The following is a 14497-nucleotide window of genomic DNA, read 5'->3' as shown; positions in this document are numbered from 1 at the left end:
GTAATGGACTATGGCTCGCCGCAGGCATCAGGAAGAACACGTTAATCACGAGCGCTGGCTCGTGTCGTACGCGGATTTCATCACGTTGTTGTTCGCGTTCTTCGTGGTGATGTACTCGATCTCGTCGATCAACGAAGGCAAGTACAAGGTCATTTCCGAAGCGTTGATCGGGGTTTTCACTGACTCCGATCGCTCGCTCAAACCGATCCCGATCGGTGAGGAACGCCCGAAAACCGTGACCCCGGCCAAGCCGTTGGTCAAGGACAGCGAGCAGGTTGATGCCGGTATCGCCGGTGCCAGCGATCCGCTGAAAAGTATTGCCGATGACATCAGTGCCGCGTTCGGCGACTTGATCGCCTCCAACCAGATGACCGTGCGCGGCAACGAGTTGTGGGTCGAGATCGAACTCAATTCCAGCCTGTTGTTCGGCAGCGGCGACGCGATGCCGAGCGATATCGCCTTCAACATCATCGACAAGGTTGCAGCGATCCTCAAACCGTTCGACAACCCGATCCATGTCGAAGGCTTCACCGACGATCAGCCGATCCGCACCGCGCAGTACCCGACCAACTGGGAACTGTCCTCGGCGCGTTCGGCGAGCATCGTGCGCATGCTGGCGATGCAGGGTGTGAACCCTGGTCGTCTGGCCTCGGTGGGTTATGGTGAGTTTCAGCCGGTGGCCAACAATGCCACCGCCGAAGGCCGGGCGAAAAACCGTCGCGTGGTGCTGGTGGTGTCACGCAACCTCGATGTGCGCCGCAGTCTGACCGGTACCGGAACCGCCAATGCGCAACCGGACGCGGCATTGAAGCGCGCTGGCACACAAACTGCACCGACCCCGGTCAAGACGCCGGGACGCGAGAGTGCCGTCAATTCTCCGTCACCCGCATTAATACGCTGAGCTATGTCTCGGTCGAGCATCTCGGCCGGGAGGAACGAACCGAATGAGAGTCTGGGCAGTCGCCAATCAAAAGGGTGGTGTCGGTAAAACCACATCTTCCATCGCTTTAGCCGGATTGCTGGCGGAGGCGGGCAAGCGCGTGGTTGTGGTCGATCTCGACCCGCACGGCTCGATGACCAGCTATTTCGGCTACGACCCCGACAGCCTGGAACACAGCAACTACGACCTGTTTCTGCACAAGGGCAGCGTGCCGCAAGGCTTGCCCGGGCAGTTGCTGCTGTCGACCAGCGACGAACGTATTTCCCTGTTGCCGTCGAGTACCGCACTCGCCACCCTTGAGCGCCAGTCGCCGGGGCAGAGTGGTTTGGGCCTGGTGATCGCCAAGAGTCTGGCGCAGCTGTGGCAGGACTTCGATTACGCGATCATCGACAGCCCGCCGTTGCTCGGCGTGCTGATGGTCAACGCCCTGGCCGCGAGCCAGCAACTGGTGATCCCGGTGCAGACCGAGCACCTGGCCGTCAAAGGCCTGGAACGCATGGTCAACACCCTGGCGATGATCAACCGCTCGCGCAAACAGGCGCTGCCGTTCAGCATCGTGCCGACCCTGTTCGACCGCCGTACGCAGGCGTCGCTGGGTACCTTGCGCGTGCTGCGTGACAAATTCCCCGAAGAGATCTGGCAGGGTTACATCCCGGTCGATACCCGTCTGCGCGACGCCAGCCGGGCCGGTGTCACACCTTCGCAGTTCGACGGCAAGAGCCGTGGCGTGCTGGCTTACCGCGCGCTGCTCAAGCATCTGCTGGCGCAACAACTTGTTCCGCAGGTGGCTTGAGCATGAACCGGCCGATCAAACTGACGTCGCGCCCGCAACTGGCGTTGCAGTCGTACCTGGACAGCTTGCTGCAGGAGATTCCTGACGAGTTGCCGCCAGTGGAGGTGCACGTCGAGGTGCCGGTCGAGGTGGTCGAAAGCGCTGCGGCGCTGGATGAATTCCAGGCGGCGGTGCTTGAAGAGCAGGCGCGTGATGCGCAGAAAGCTGCCAAACCTGCCGCACCGGTGGCTGCGCCTGCCGCCGCGCCAGTGGCCAAGGCACCTGTCGCGTTGATTGAAGAGTCAGCGCCGGTGCGCGCAACAGTTTCGACCCTCGCACCGCTGTTGCAAACCCAATTGCTGAAAACCGCGCCGGAACCGGTCGTGGCCGAACCTGCGCCGGTTGCGCCGGCACCCGTGGAGCAAACGCTGGTGCCGCCGGTTGTAGAAGTGCACCTGCCGCCGAGCAACACGCCGCCACCGGTGGAAACCGATGGCCGTCCGGCCTGGGCTTCGGAAGCCTTCGAATGCCTGTTGTTCGATGTCGCCGGGCTGACCCTGGCCGTGCCGCTGGTGTGCCTGGGTTCGATCTATTCGCTGGCCGGCCACGAGTTGACGCCGCTGTTCGGTCAGCCGGAATGGTTCCTCGGGATTCTGCCGAGCCAGGCCGGCAATCTCAAAGTATTGGATACCGCGCGTTGGGTCATGCCGGATCGCTACCGCGATGACTTCCGTCAGGGCCTGCAGTACGTGATTTCGGTACAAGGTTACGAGTGGGGCCTGGCGGTGCATCAGGTCAGCCGTTCGTTGCGCCTGGACCCGAATGAAATCAAATGGAGAAGTCACCGGGGTCAGCGGCCATGGCTCGCCGGCACGGTGATCGAGCACATGTGTGCATTGCTTGATGTAGCCGCGCTGGCCGAGTTGATCGCCAGCGGCGGGGCAAAGCATTTGGGCGGCCACAAGCCGCTACATAAATCGACATAGCAGCCGACATAACAGTCAGGCGAAGGCATTTTTCAATGCCTCCACACAGAACACACACCGCCCAGTGCGGTTTTTTCGAGGGGTCAGGGTATGAGTAGTCAGGCGACGAATGCAAAAGGTTCTGAAGATCCGATCCTGCAATGGGTGACCTTCAAGCTGGACAACGAAACCTACGGCATCAACGTGATGCGCGTTCAGGAAGTCCTGCGCTACACCGAGATCGCGCCGGTTCCGGGTGCGCCAAGCTACGTGCTGGGCATCATCAACCTGCGCGGTAACGTGGTCACCGTGATCGACACCCGTCAGCGCTTCGGCCTGAACAGCGGCGAGATCAGCGACAACACCCGTATCGTCATCATCGAAGCCGACAAGCAAGTGGTCGGGATCATGGTCGACAGCGTGGCGGAAGTGGTTTACCTGCGTCAGTCGGAAATCGAGACCGCGCCGAACGTCGGCAACGAAGAATCGGCCAAGTTCATCCAGGGCGTGTGCAACAAGAACAACGAGTTGCTGATCCTGGTCGAGCTGGACAAGATGATGAGCGAAGAAGAATGGTCGGAACTGGAGAGCATCTGATTGATTCTCGAGGTAGCGGTCATTGTCCTGTTCCTCTTCTGGGCAGGCACGCTGGCAATGTTTCTGGCGTACATCAAGGCGCAAAAGGTCATCGCTGCGCAGCAGGCCCAGGGCGATGCGCTGCGTGATCAGCGCATCAAGGATCTGGCCAAGCGCGTAGACGATTACCAGAACGGCAACGTGCGCATGGGCGAAGCCCTGCACGAGCTGCGCTCGGTGGTCGGCCCTCTGCCGGACAAGATTGTCGCGCTGGAACAGCGCGACCCGTCGAGCCTGTCGTTCGCCCAGGCGGCGAAACTGGTGGGGATGGGTGCGAGCGTCGATGAGCTGACTCAGTCCTGTGGCTTGACCCAGGCTGAGGCGGAGTTGATGCGCAAGCTGCACAGAAGCTGATTTTTGCTCTAAAGCGGAAATCGCCATTCGCGAGCAAGCCCGCTCCCACATTCGACCGCGATCCTATTGAAGGAATGCGATCAAATGTGGGAGCGGGCTTGCTCGCGAAGGGGCCTTCGAAACCTCAGTAATCATCCCCGCGTTCGGTAACGTCCTTCTCGACCATCGGCGCATCCGGGTCCTGTCCCTCGGGGAATTTCCCCTTCAGGTTCCATGCAAACGCGATGATCTCGGCAATCGTGCGGTACAGCTCCTCGGGAATGCTGTCGCCCAGTTCCATGCGCGCCAACAGCCGCACCAGCTCGGCGTTTTCATAGATCGGCACTTCACAGTCGCGGGCAATGCGCAGGATTTCTTCGGCCAGTTCCTCGTCGCCCTTGGCGGTGAGGGTCGGGGCGTGGTTGCCGTCGTATTGAAGGGCGATGGCCTGGCGTGGAGCAGTGGAATCGTTCATGCGGTTTCGTCGACCCAGCGGTGTTCGAGGCGGGTGTGGTTGCCTTGCGGCGGGGTGCCGAGGTGGCAGTCGAGATCGCCGACATTCAGGCCGCGATCGAGCAGGCGCTGGCGCAGCGCGAACAGATTGGTTTCGATCAGGTCGGCGGTGTACGGGCGTTCGGCCCAGAGCTGGCTCGACAGGCTGCCGGCAATCAACTGTGCCTGAATCTGCATCGGTCCCAGCGGCTCCATGTCAAAGGCCAGATCGACGCGCCACAGCTGTTGTTTGGGCTCGCGCTCGTCACGGCGTTCGTTGGGTTGCGGTTCTCTTTCCGGCGCTTCTTCACGTTGGAACTTGACCTGCAGCGGCACGATGTCCTGCAAGTTGCGCATGGGGATTTCCAGCTGCCAGGTACTGAGCAGGCGACCATCGTCGGTGAGCCCGGTCTGTTCCAGGCTCGACAGTTGATGGCTTTGCAGGCGCGACACGGCTGCCGCGGCGAGACGCAGCAGATGTTCCAGATCGCCTTCGCCGTCGAGGCTTTGCAGCAGGCGGTCGGGCAGCGGGAAACTGCTCGGCAGCGGTTTGGCGCTGACCTGACCGAGGGTGCCGAGGGCGTTGCGCACGAAGCTCGGCAGCGCTTGCGCCAGGGTGTTGGCGGCGATGATCGCGTTGAAACTGGCATTGCCCGGCGCACCCGGTGACAGCTGTGCGATCAGCTTGAGCAAATCGGCTTTCATGTCCGGGGCCAGTGCGGGATTCTGTCCGGTCAGCAGTTTGGCTTCGAGAAAGGCGCCGCTGCCGGCCAGGGCCAGGGCGACGCCTTTGGCGGTGCTCATCTGCTGCACGTCGGGCAGGTTGGCGAGCAGGCGTACGACGGCTGCGCGCAGGTCCTGCGAGGTCTGATCGTCGTCGCTCGGCAGGTTTTGCAAGGCGTTGAGCAAACCGTCCAGCGAACCCTGGCGACTCTGCTGGCCGAGCAGTTGCTGGCTCACCGCCAATTGCTCCTGGCGGCTGCTCAGTGGCACGAACTTGAGGGTTTGCGAGTCTTCCACCAGTGCCGAGAGCAGGGTGCCGATGCGCAACGGCGTCGGGCTGTCGATATCCAGCGTGGCACCGCTCTGCGCGGTGTTGAGCAGGCTCACCAGCGAGCGGTACACCGTCGGCTGCCCCGGCACTTGCGGCAACGTCTGTGAGGTCAGCACCTTGCCTTGCAGCAGCGTGCCGACCGGTAACTGCGCCGTATCAATGCGGGTGAGGGCGGCGACGCTGCTGGCAATCGCCTGCTGCACGGTGATCGCCAGATTGCCCGCCGACGGCTGAGTGACCGCCAGGTTGGTGCCGGTCGGCAGCGGCAGGGTGCTGGTCGCTTGCACGGTGGTCTGCCGGCCGCCGTCGACGGTCACCTTCAGCAGCAGTTGAAAGGTCTGATCCGCCTGCTTGAGTGATAACACCTCGGCCTGCGCGCTTTGCCCGGCGCCGATCAAGCCTTCGACCGGGGTCAGCAGCTTGAGCAATTCACCGCTCATCACCAGCGGACGCGTGTTCGCCGGGGTGGTGGGCGGGAGCGGGAGGATGTTCATTTCACCTGTCATACGCGGACACAACCTGAGGAAATTGCACGCTTGGGAGTAAGGCACGCCATGTATAATGCCGCGCGTCTTGCGCTTCGTTCAGAAAACATAGCAATTGTTTGATCCAGCTCTCTGGTTCGCACCGTCATTGCATTTATCCTGCATCTCTTTAACGGCCGCGCCAGAGCCGACTTGAACCGTATAAGGCCCGTGATCCCTTGACCAGTCCTGTCCTGCAAACCGTTGCCCTTGCCTGTGAGCGAGACCTGCGGCTGCTCTTCGAAAATCTCGAATTGAGACTGGCCAGTGGCGATATGGTGCAGATCAGCGGCCCCAACGGCAGCGGCAAGACCAGTCTGCTGCGCCTGTTGTCCGGGTTGATGCAGCCGACCAGCGGTCAGGTGCTGCTCAACGGCCAGCCCTTGACCGCACAGCCGAGCGAACTGGCGCGCAACCTGTTGTGGATCGGTCACGCCGCCGGAATCAAGGACCTGCTGACCCCCGAAGAGAACCTGTCCTGGCTCTGCGCCCTGCATCGGCCGGCCGAACGCGAGGCGATCTGGCAGGCATTGGCTGCCGTAGGATTGCGCGGTTTCGAAGATGTTCCCTGCCACACCCTGTCTGCCGGTCAGCAACGCCGCGTGGCACTGGCGCGGTTGTATCTGGACAGCCCGCCGCTGTGGATTCTCGACGAGCCATTCACCGCGCTCGACAAACAGGGGGTGGCGCAACTTGAAGAACACTTGGCCGGGCACTGTGAACGCGGCGGTCTGGTGGTGTTGACCACGCACCACACACTGAGCCGGATGCCGGCCGGTTATCGTGATATCGATCTGGGGAACTGGGCAGTATGAGTGTGTTCGGCCTGCTGGTTGCCCGTGAGTCCCGTCTGCTGTTTCGTCGCCCGGCGGAACTGGCCAATCCGCTGATTTTCTTCGCCATTGTCATCGCTTTGTTCCCGCTGGCCGTCGGCCCGGAAACTCAAGTCTTGCAAAACCTGTCCCCGGGGTTAGTCTGGGTGGCCGCGCTGTTGTCGGTCCTGCTCTCGCTGGACGGACTGTTTCGCAGTGATTTCGAAGATGGCTCCCTGGAACAGTGGGTCCTTTCGCCGCATCCGCTGCCCCTATTGGTGCTGGCCAAGGTGCTGGCACACTGGTTGTTCTCGGGACTGGCACTGGTTCTGCTCTCGCCGTTGCTGGCGTTGATGCTCGGTTTGCCGGTCGCCTGCCTGCCGGTGTTGCTGTTGTCGTTGCTGCTGGGTACACCGGTGTTGAGCTTGCTCGGCGCGGTGGGCGCGGCGCTGACGGTCGGTTTGAAACGCGGTGGCCTGTTGCTGGCGCTGCTGATTCTGCCGTTGTACATCCCGGTGTTGATCCTGGGCAGTGGCGCCTTGCAGGCCGCCTTGCAAGGCATGCCGGCGACCGGGTATCTGCTGTGGCTGGGTAGCCTGACCGCCCTGGCGATCACCCTGACACCTTTTGCAATAGCTGCTGGCCTGAAGATCAGCGTCGGCGAATAATGAGGTCTGGTTAAAATTTAACCAGCAAAGACCCTGAGACCGCTCACACCGATGAGCGGCACCCGTGATGGAAACAGTATGAACTGGACCTGGTTTCACAAGCTCGGCTCGCCCAAGTGGTTCTACGGCATCAGCAGCCGGTTTCTGCCGTGGCTGAGCATTGCCGCGTTGCTGTTGATCAGCGTTGGCGTCGTCTGGGGCCTGGCCTTCGCGCCGCCGGATTATCAGCAGGGCAACAGCTTCCGCATCATCTACATCCACGTGCCTGCGGCGATGCTCGCGCAGTCGATCTACGTGATGCTGGCGGTGTGCGGTGTGGTCGGGCTGGTGTGGAAGATGAAACTGGCTGACGTCGCGCTGCAATGCGCCGCGCCGATCGGCGCATGGATGACTGCGGTGGCGCTGGTCACCGGGGCGATCTGGGGCAAGCCGACCTGGGGTTCGTGGTGGGTCTGGGATGCGCGGCTGACGTCGATGCTGATTCTGCTGTTCCTGTATTTCGGGGTGATTGCCCTGGGCAACGCCATCAGCAACCGCGACAGCGCCGCCAAGGCCTGCGCGGTGCTGGCGATCGTCGGGGTGATCAACATTCCGATCATCAAATACTCGGTGGAGTGGTGGAACACCCTGCACCAGGGCGCGACCTTCACCCTCACTGAGAAACCTGCGATGCCCGCCGAAATGTGGCTGCCGCTGCTGCTGACGGTGCTGGGGTTCTATTGCTTCTTCGGTGCGGTGCTGTTGCTGCGTATGCGCCTTGAAGTGCTCAAGCGCGAAGCCCGCGCCAGTTGGGTGAAAGAAGAAGTGCAGAACAGTCTGGAGGCTGCGCGATGAGTTTCGCTTCATTCGGCGACTTCCTCGCCATGGGCCATCACGGCCTGTACGTCTGGTCGGCCTACGGCATCTGTCTGGCGGTGCTGATCCTCAACGTGGTCGCACCGATTGCGGCCCGCAAGCGCTATCTGCAACAAGAGGCGCGTCGTCTGCGCCGGGAGAACGGCAAGTGAATCCGCTGCGCAAAAAACGTCTGATCATCATTCTGGCGATTCTGGTCGGGGTCGGCGCTGCCGTCGGCCTGGCTCTCAGCGCCCTGCAGGAAAACATCAACCTGTTTTACACGCCAACCCAGATCGCCAACGGCGAAGCCCCGCACGACACGCGCATCCGCGCCGGCGGCATGGTCGAGAAGGGTTCGCTGCAACGCTCGCCGGACTCGCTGGACGTCAAGTTCATCGTGACCGACTTCAACAAATCCGTGACCATCACCTACCGCGGCATCCTCCCGGATCTGTTCCGCGAAGGGCAGGGCATCGTCGCCCTGGGCAAACTCAACGCGGACGGCGTAGTGGTGGCCGATGAAGTGCTGGCCAAGCACGACGAGAAGTACATGCCGCCGGAAGTGACCAAAGCGTTGAAAGACAGTGGTCAATCGGCACCGACCCAAGCGAAGGAGGGTTGATCGATGACTTCTGCACTGTTTATTCCTGAACTCGGTCACCTGGCGATGATTCTGGCGCTGTGTTTCGCGCTGGTGCAGGCCGTGGTGCCGTTGCTCGGTGCCTGGCGTGGCGACCGTCTGTGGATGAGCCTGGCCCAGCCGGCAGCGTGGGGCCAGTTCGCGTTCCTGGTGTTTGCCTTTGGCGCGCTGACTTACGCGTTCATGACCGACGATTTCTCGGTTGCCTACGTGGCGATGAACTCCAACAGCGCCTTGCCGTGGTACTACAAGTTCAGCGCGGTATGGGGCGCCCACGAAGGTTCGCTGTTGCTGTGGGCGTTGATCCTCGGTGGCTGGACCTTCGCCGTGTCGGTGTTCTCCCGGCAGTTGCCGCAAGTCATGCTCGCCCGGGTGCTGGCGGTGATGGGCATGATCAGCACCGGTTTCCTGTTGTTTCTGATCCTCACCTCCAACCCGTTCTCGCGGATTCTGCCGCAGATTCCGGCGGATGGTCGTGACCTCAATCCGCTGCTACAGGACATCGGCCTGATTGTGCATCCGCCGATGCTCTACATGGGTTACGTCGGCTTCTCGGTGGCGTTCGCCTTCGCCATCGCTGCACTGCTCGGTGGGCGTCTCGACGCCGCGTGGGCACGCTGGTCGCGGCCGTGGACGATTGTCGCCTGGGCCTTCCTCGGCATCGGCATCACCCTCGGTTCGTGGTGGGCTTACTACGAACTCGGCTGGGGCGGCTGGTGGTTCTGGGACCCGGTGGAAAACGCCTCGTTCATGCCATGGCTGGTCGGCACCGCGTTGATTCACTCGCTGGCGGTCACGGAAAAACGTGGCGTGTTCAAGAGCTGGACGGTGTTGCTGGCGATTGCCGCGTTCTCGCTGAGCCTGCTTGGCACGTTCCTCGTGCGTTCCGGCGTGCTGACTTCGGTGCACGCGTTTGCCTCCGATCCTGAACGCGGTGTGTTCATCCTGATCTTCCTGCTGTTTGTGGTCGGCGGTTCGCTGACGCTGTTTGCGTTGCGCGCACCCGTGGTCAAGAGCCAGGTCGGCTTCAATCTGTGGTCGCGGGAAACCCTGCTGCTGGGCAACAACCTGGTGCTGGTGGTGGCGGCGTCGATGATTCTGCTCGGCACACTCTATCCGCTGATTCTCGATGCCTTGAGCGGCGCCAAACTGTCGGTCGGTCCGCCGTACTTCAACGCGCTGTTCATCCCGCTGATGGCGTTGCTGATGCTGGTGATGGCGGTCGGCGTGATCGTCCGCTGGAAGGACACCCCGGTGAAGTGGCTGGCGAACATGCTGACCCCGGTGCTGCTCGGCAGCGTCGCATTGGCGGTGGTGGCCGGTATCGCTTACGGCGATTTCAACTGGGCGGTGATCGCGACGTTCCTGCTCGCCGCGTGGGTGTTGCTCGCCGGTGTGCGCGACATCTTCGACAAGACTCGCCACAAGGGCCTGATCAAAGGCCTGCCTACCCTGACCCGCAGCTACTGGGGCATGCAGATCGCTCACCTCGGCATCGCCGTATGCGCCCTCGGTGTGGTGCTGTCGAGTCAGAACAGTGCCGAACGCGACCTGCGTCTGGCGCCGGGCGAGTCGATGGATTTGGCCGGTTATCACTTCATCTTCGAAGGCGCCAAGCACTTCGAAGGGCCGAACTTCACCTCCGACAAGGGCACCATCCGGGTGATCCGCGACGGCAAGGAAGTCAGCGTGCTGCACCCGGAAAAACGCCTGTACACCGTGCAGAGTTCGATGATGACCGAGGCCGGGATCGACGCCGGTTTCACTCGCGATCTCTACGTTGCACTGGGCGAGCCGCTGGAAAACGGCGCGTGGGCGGTACGGGTTCACGTCAAACCGTTCGTGCGCTGGATCTGGTTCGGCGGTCTGCTGACCGGTCTGGGCGGATTGCTGGCGGCGCTGGATCGGCGTTATCGAGTCAAGGTCAAAGCCAAGGTGCGTGAAGCCCTCGGCCTGCAAGGAGCGGCTGCATGAGACGTTGGTTGATGCTGGTACCCCTGGCGATTTTCCTGCTGGTGGCGGTGTTTCTGTATCGCGGTCTGTACCTCGATCCGGCGGAGCTGCCGTCGGCGATGATCAACAAGCCATTCCCGGAATTCAGCCTGCCGAACGTGCAGGGCGACAAGACCCTGACCAAGGCTGACATTCTCGGCAAACCGGCGCTGGTCAACGTCTGGGGCACCTGGTGCATTTCCTGCCGGGTCGAGCACCCGGTGCTGAACAAACTGGCCGAGCGCGGTGTGGTGATCTACGGCATCAACTACAAGGACACCAACGTCGACGCGTTGAAGTGGCTGGCCGAATTCCACAACCCGTACCTGCTGGATATCCGTGACGACGAAGGCTCGCTGGGCCTGAACCTCGGCGTGTACGGCGCGCCGGAAACCTTCTTCATCGACGCCAAGGGCATCATCCGCGACAAGTACGTCGGGGTGATCGACGAGCAGGTCTGGCGCGAAAAACTCGCGGCCAAGTATCAGGCGCTGGTCGATGAGGCCAAGCCATGAAGCGCTTTATCGCTGCCGTGGTCTTGGGCCTGAGTCTGGCCGGTGTGGCGCATGCCGCGATCGACACCTACGAGTTCGCCAAGGAAGGCGATCGCGAGCGTTTCCGTGAACTGACCAAGGAACTGCGCTGCCCCAAGTGCCAGAACCAGGACATCGCCGACTCCAACGCGCCGATTGCCGCCGACCTGCGCAAAGAGATTTTCCGCATGCTCGGCGAGGGCAAGGACAATCAGCAGATCATCGATTTCATGGTCGATCGCTACGGTGATTTCGTCCGTTACAAACCGGCGCTCAATGCCAAGACTGCACTGCTGTGGTTCGGCCCGGCCGGCCTGTTGCTCGGCGGTCTGGTGGTGATCGCAGTGATCGTTCGCCGACGCCGCGCACAGCGCACCGAGACCCCGCCATCGCTGTCCACCGAAGAGCGTCAGCGCCTCGACCAACTGTTGGATAAAAACCAAGAATGATTGATTTCTGGCTTGCCGCAGGGCTGTTGCTTCTGGTCGCCCTGAGTTTTCTGCTGATTCCGGTTTTGCGTGGCCGTCGCGCCCAGCGTGAAGAGGATCGAACTGCCTTGAACGTGGCGTTGTATCAGGAACGTGTTGCCGAGCTGCAAGCGCAGCAGGCTGAAGGCGTACTCGATGCGGCGCAAATGGACAGCGGCCGTGCCGAAGCGGCGCGTGAGCTGCTCGCCGATACCGAAGGCGTTGCCGCACCGCGTGTGTCGAAACTGGGCAAGCCGTTGCCGCTGCTGGCAGCGGTGCTGGTGCCGGTATTGGGGCTGGGGCTGTATCTGCATTTCGGTGCTGCCGACAAAGTCGAACTGACCCGCGAATTCGCCCAGGCACCGCAGTCGATGGAAGAGATGACCCGGCGTCTGGAGCGTGCTGTTGCGGCGCAACCGGATTCGGCGGAAGGCCTGTACTTCCTCGGGCGCACCTACATGGCCCAGGATCGTCCGGCGGATGCGGCGAAGATGTTCGAGCGCGCCGCCAACCTGGCCGGTCGCCAGCCGGAACTGCTCGGCCAGTGGGCGCAGGCGCAATACTTTGCTGACGGCAAGAAGTGGTCGGACAAGATCCAGGCTTTAACCGACGAAGCGCTGAAAGCCGATCCGAAAGAAGTCACCAGCCTCGGCCTACTCGGCATCGCCGCGTTCGAGGGTGAGCGTTATCAGCAGGCAATCGACTACTGGAACCGCCTGCTGGCGCAACTGCCGGCGGACGACAACTCCCGCGCCGCGCTGCAAGGCGGGATCGAGCGCGCCACCGAGCGCCTGCAAGCCAGCGGCGGTAAAGTCGCCGCCACGCCGGTCGCCAAGGTTGCCGCACTGCTCAAGGTGCGTGTTGATCTGGCCAGCGAACTCAAAGGCAAGGTGCAACCGGGCGACAGCGTGTTCATCTTCGCCCGCGCCGTTTCCGGCCCACCGGCACCGCTGGCGGCCAAGCGTCTGACCGTGGCCGATCTGCCGGTGACTGTCGAACTGGGCGATGCCGACGCGATGATGCCGCAGTTGAAACTGTCGAACTTTCCTGAAGTCCAACTGGTTGCGCGCATTTCCCGAGCCGGTCAACCGACCGCCGGGGAGTGGGTAGGTCGCAGCGGCCCGCTGGCCAGCAGCACCACCGCGCCGCAAACACTGACCATCGACAGCCCGGACCAATAACCACCGGCACCCACAGGAAAGCACCGCCATGCACAGTCTCGCCCGAATCGCAGTCATCACAATGGCCCTGGGCATGAGCGCCTGTGCGGTGCACCGACCGGAACCGACCACCAGCCTGCCGCCGATCCCGCCGTCGCAACCAAGCCCGACCCCGTCGACCTCGCCGACCCCGGGCAAAAGCATCCCGGCCAAACCGTCCAAGCCAGTCCCACGCACCTCGGCCAGCTTCGCCCCGCCACCGGGCGGCAACAGCCACTGGGATCAGCAACTCGGGGTCTATGTCCTCGACGATCAGCCCAACACCTTCTACCGCCAGCGCACCTACTTCCGCTGGAACAACGGCTGGAGCCGCTCGATCAGCCCCAACGGCCCCTGGGAAGACACCGATATCCACGGCGTGCCGCCGGGGTTGGGCAAACAGTTCGGGCAGTGATGAAAAAACGGCGATCTCTGGATCGCCGTTTTTTATATGTTGTCCGGCAGTATGGATGACCCTGTAGGAGCTGGCGAAGATCTGCGATCTTTTGATTTCGCTGTTTTTCACAATTCGCTGGTCAACAACCCCTGCATATAATCCACAAACGCCCGCGCCTTCGCACTGACCATCCGCCCCGTGGGAAACACTGCCCACAGGTCCTGATCCGGCAATCCCCAATTGCTCATCACCGCCCTGACCGCTCCGCTCGCCAGCTCCGGGGCGAACATCCATTGCGAGGCGATGGCCAGGCCCTGATCGGCCAGCACGGCTGCGCGCAAGCCTTCGGCGGCGCTGACACGCAGGCGGCCGGTCAGGTTTTGCGTTTGCTGTTCGCTGCCTTGGGTGAAGGTCCAGGTGGCACCGCCGCTGAGGTTGTAGACGATGCCTTGGTGCTGATTCAAATCGGCAGGGCAGCTCGGCTCGCCGTGACGGGCGAAGTAAGCCGGGGTGCCGAGCACCACGCGGCGGCAGTCGGCGATCTTGCGGGCGGTGAGGCTGGAGTCGCTGAGCGGGCCCATGCGCAGGGCGACGTCGATGCCTTCTTCGACCAGATTGATGTTGCGATCATCGAGCATCAGGTCGATGTTCAATTGCGGATGCTGCTCGAGAAACGGCCCCAGGTGCGGCACGACGTGCAGGCGACCGAAAGTCACCGCAGCGCTGATGCGCAGGTTGCCGCTTAAACCGCTGGCGCTGCCACGGGCGGCGTTATCGGCTTCGTTGGCTTCGTCGATGGCGCGTCTGGCCCGTTCGAAAAACGCCAGTCCGGCTTCGGTCGGCGTCAGGCCGCGGGTCGAGCGCAGCAACAGGCTGACCGCCAAGCGTTTTTCCAGTTGAGCGATGGTTTTCGACACAGCGGGCTGGCCGATATTCAGGCGTCGGGCGGCGGCGGAAAACGAGCCGGTTTCGACCACGTAGACGAAGGTTTCCATGGCGGCGAGGCGGTCCATCAGTCTTCCTGCAAATCTGAAAGTTGTCGTAGTCCCCTTGTGGGAGCGGGCTTGCTCGCGAAAGCGGTCTGACATTCAGCACAGGTATTGGCTGATCCGACGCCTTCGCGAGCAAGCCCGCTCCCACAGGGAATAGGGTGCTGAGTGTAATCCGCGTCCATTCAATCACATGCTGTAAAACAACCGAACGTCGTTCTGCAGATTTATGTGCTTGAGTAAAGAT

General features: G+C 62.2%; 18 protein-coding genes. 15 read left to right on the top strand and 3 right to left on the bottom strand.

Features of this window, described 5'->3' with window-relative positions:
• The first annotated feature begins 10 nt into the window (after positions 1-10).
• From motD to LCH64_RS12770, 5 genes are all read left to right on the top strand, one after another.
• Entirely contained in the window at positions 11-901 is an 891-nt protein-coding gene (gene motD / locus LCH64_RS12790) for a flagellar motor protein MotD (RefSeq protein ID WP_003222931.1), read from the top strand.
• A 43-nt stretch (positions 902-944) separates the two neighbouring features.
• Positions 945-1733, top strand: coding sequence for a ParA family protein (locus LCH64_RS12785; protein WP_003222933.1), 789 nt, complete (start codon positions 945-947; stop codon positions 1731-1733).
• A 2-nt stretch (positions 1734-1735) separates the two neighbouring features.
• A complete protein-coding gene (locus LCH64_RS12780) occupies positions 1736-2698 on the top strand; it encodes a CheW domain-containing protein (RefSeq protein ID WP_226500435.1) in 963 nt (320 codons plus the stop codon).
• A 90-nt stretch (positions 2699-2788) separates the two neighbouring features.
• Complete coding sequence (locus tag LCH64_RS12775; RefSeq protein WP_003222936.1) at positions 2789-3274, top strand: chemotaxis protein CheW; 486 nt, start codon at positions 2789-2791, stop codon at positions 3272-3274.
• Positions 3275-3667 (top strand): DUF2802 domain-containing protein, encoded by a 393-nt coding sequence (locus LCH64_RS12770; protein ID WP_003222938.1) that lies wholly within the window; start codon positions 3275-3277, stop codon positions 3665-3667. It begins immediately after the preceding gene.
• Positions 3668-3791: 124 nt separating this feature from the next.
• Here the strand turns inward: LCH64_RS12770 and LCH64_RS12765 are convergent, their stop codons facing one another.
• Together LCH64_RS12765 and LCH64_RS12760 are read right to left on the bottom strand one after the other, a co-directional pair.
• Positions 3792-4121, bottom strand: a complete 330-nt coding sequence (locus LCH64_RS12765; RefSeq protein WP_226500434.1) for an EscU/YscU/HrcU family type III secretion system export apparatus switch protein — start codon at positions 4119-4121, stop codon at positions 3792-3794.
• A complete protein-coding gene (locus LCH64_RS12760) occupies positions 4118-5698 on the bottom strand; it encodes a flagellar hook-length control protein FliK (RefSeq protein ID WP_226500433.1) in 1581 nt (526 codons plus the stop codon). Before LCH64_RS12760 ends, LCH64_RS12765 begins: the two co-directional genes overlap by 4 nt.
• A gap of 197 nt (positions 5699-5895) precedes the next feature.
• Here LCH64_RS12760 and ccmA point away from each other — a divergent pair, with 197 nt between their 5' ends.
• From ccmA to LCH64_RS12710, 10 genes are all read left to right on the top strand, one after another.
• Positions 5896-6531, top strand: a complete 636-nt coding sequence (ccmA, locus tag LCH64_RS12755; RefSeq protein WP_045122041.1) for a cytochrome c biogenesis heme-transporting ATPase CcmA — start codon at positions 5896-5898, stop codon at positions 6529-6531.
• A complete protein-coding gene (ccmB, locus tag LCH64_RS12750; RefSeq protein ID WP_003222942.1) occupies positions 6528-7196 on the top strand; it encodes a heme exporter protein CcmB in 669 nt (222 codons plus the stop codon). Before ccmA ends, ccmB begins: the two co-directional genes overlap by 4 nt.
• Before the next feature lie 78 nt (positions 7197-7274).
• Entirely contained in the window at positions 7275-8030 is a 756-nt protein-coding gene (locus LCH64_RS12745; protein ID WP_003222943.1) for a heme ABC transporter permease, read from the top strand.
• Positions 8027-8203: a heme exporter protein CcmD gene (ccmD, locus tag LCH64_RS12740; RefSeq protein WP_003222944.1), complete on the top strand. Its 177-nt coding sequence runs from the start codon at positions 8027-8029 to the stop codon at positions 8201-8203. Before LCH64_RS12745 ends, ccmD begins: the two co-directional genes overlap by 4 nt.
• The gene (gene ccmE / locus LCH64_RS12735; protein WP_003222945.1) at positions 8200-8655 is read left to right on the top strand and encodes a cytochrome c maturation protein CcmE; all 456 of its coding nucleotides are present in this window, start codon (positions 8200-8202) and stop codon (positions 8653-8655) included. Before ccmD ends, ccmE begins: the two co-directional genes overlap by 4 nt.
• A gap of 3 nt (positions 8656-8658) precedes the next feature.
• On the top strand, positions 8659-10647 hold the full coding sequence (locus tag LCH64_RS12730; RefSeq protein WP_003222946.1) for a heme lyase CcmF/NrfE family subunit: 1989 nt from the start codon (positions 8659-8661) through the stop codon (positions 10645-10647).
• Positions 10644-11180: a DsbE family thiol:disulfide interchange protein gene (locus LCH64_RS12725; protein WP_226500432.1), complete on the top strand. Its 537-nt coding sequence runs from the start codon at positions 10644-10646 to the stop codon at positions 11178-11180. The genes LCH64_RS12730 and LCH64_RS12725 overlap by 4 nt, the downstream gene beginning before the upstream one ends.
• Positions 11177-11647, top strand: a complete 471-nt coding sequence (locus LCH64_RS12720) for a cytochrome c-type biogenesis protein (protein WP_226500431.1) — start codon at positions 11177-11179, stop codon at positions 11645-11647. The genes LCH64_RS12725 and LCH64_RS12720 overlap by 4 nt, the downstream gene beginning before the upstream one ends.
• Positions 11644-12846 (top strand): c-type cytochrome biogenesis protein CcmI, encoded by a 1203-nt coding sequence (gene ccmI, locus LCH64_RS12715; RefSeq protein ID WP_226500430.1) that lies wholly within the window; start codon positions 11644-11646, stop codon positions 12844-12846. Before LCH64_RS12720 ends, ccmI begins: the two co-directional genes overlap by 4 nt.
• A gap of 28 nt (positions 12847-12874) precedes the next feature.
• Positions 12875-13279 carry a hypothetical protein gene (locus LCH64_RS12710; protein ID WP_003222950.1) on the top strand — a complete coding sequence of 135 codons (405 nt, stop codon included), beginning with the start codon at positions 12875-12877 and terminating at the stop codon, positions 13277-13279.
• A 107-nt stretch (positions 13280-13386) separates the two neighbouring features.
• On the opposite strand, the gene LCH64_RS12705 is transcribed toward LCH64_RS12710, so the two are convergent.
• The gene (locus tag LCH64_RS12705; RefSeq protein ID WP_226500429.1) at positions 13387-14274 is read right to left on the bottom strand and encodes a LysR family transcriptional regulator; all 888 of its coding nucleotides are present in this window, start codon (positions 14272-14274) and stop codon (positions 13387-13389) included.
• Positions 14275-14497: the final 223 nt, after the last annotated feature.

Source organism: Pseudomonas sp. MWU16-30322 (assembly GCF_020515535.1).
Taxonomy (GTDB): domain Bacteria; phylum Pseudomonadota; class Gammaproteobacteria; order Pseudomonadales; family Pseudomonadaceae; genus Aquipseudomonas; species Aquipseudomonas fluorescens_H.
This window is presented reverse-complemented; position numbering and strand designations above follow the sequence as displayed.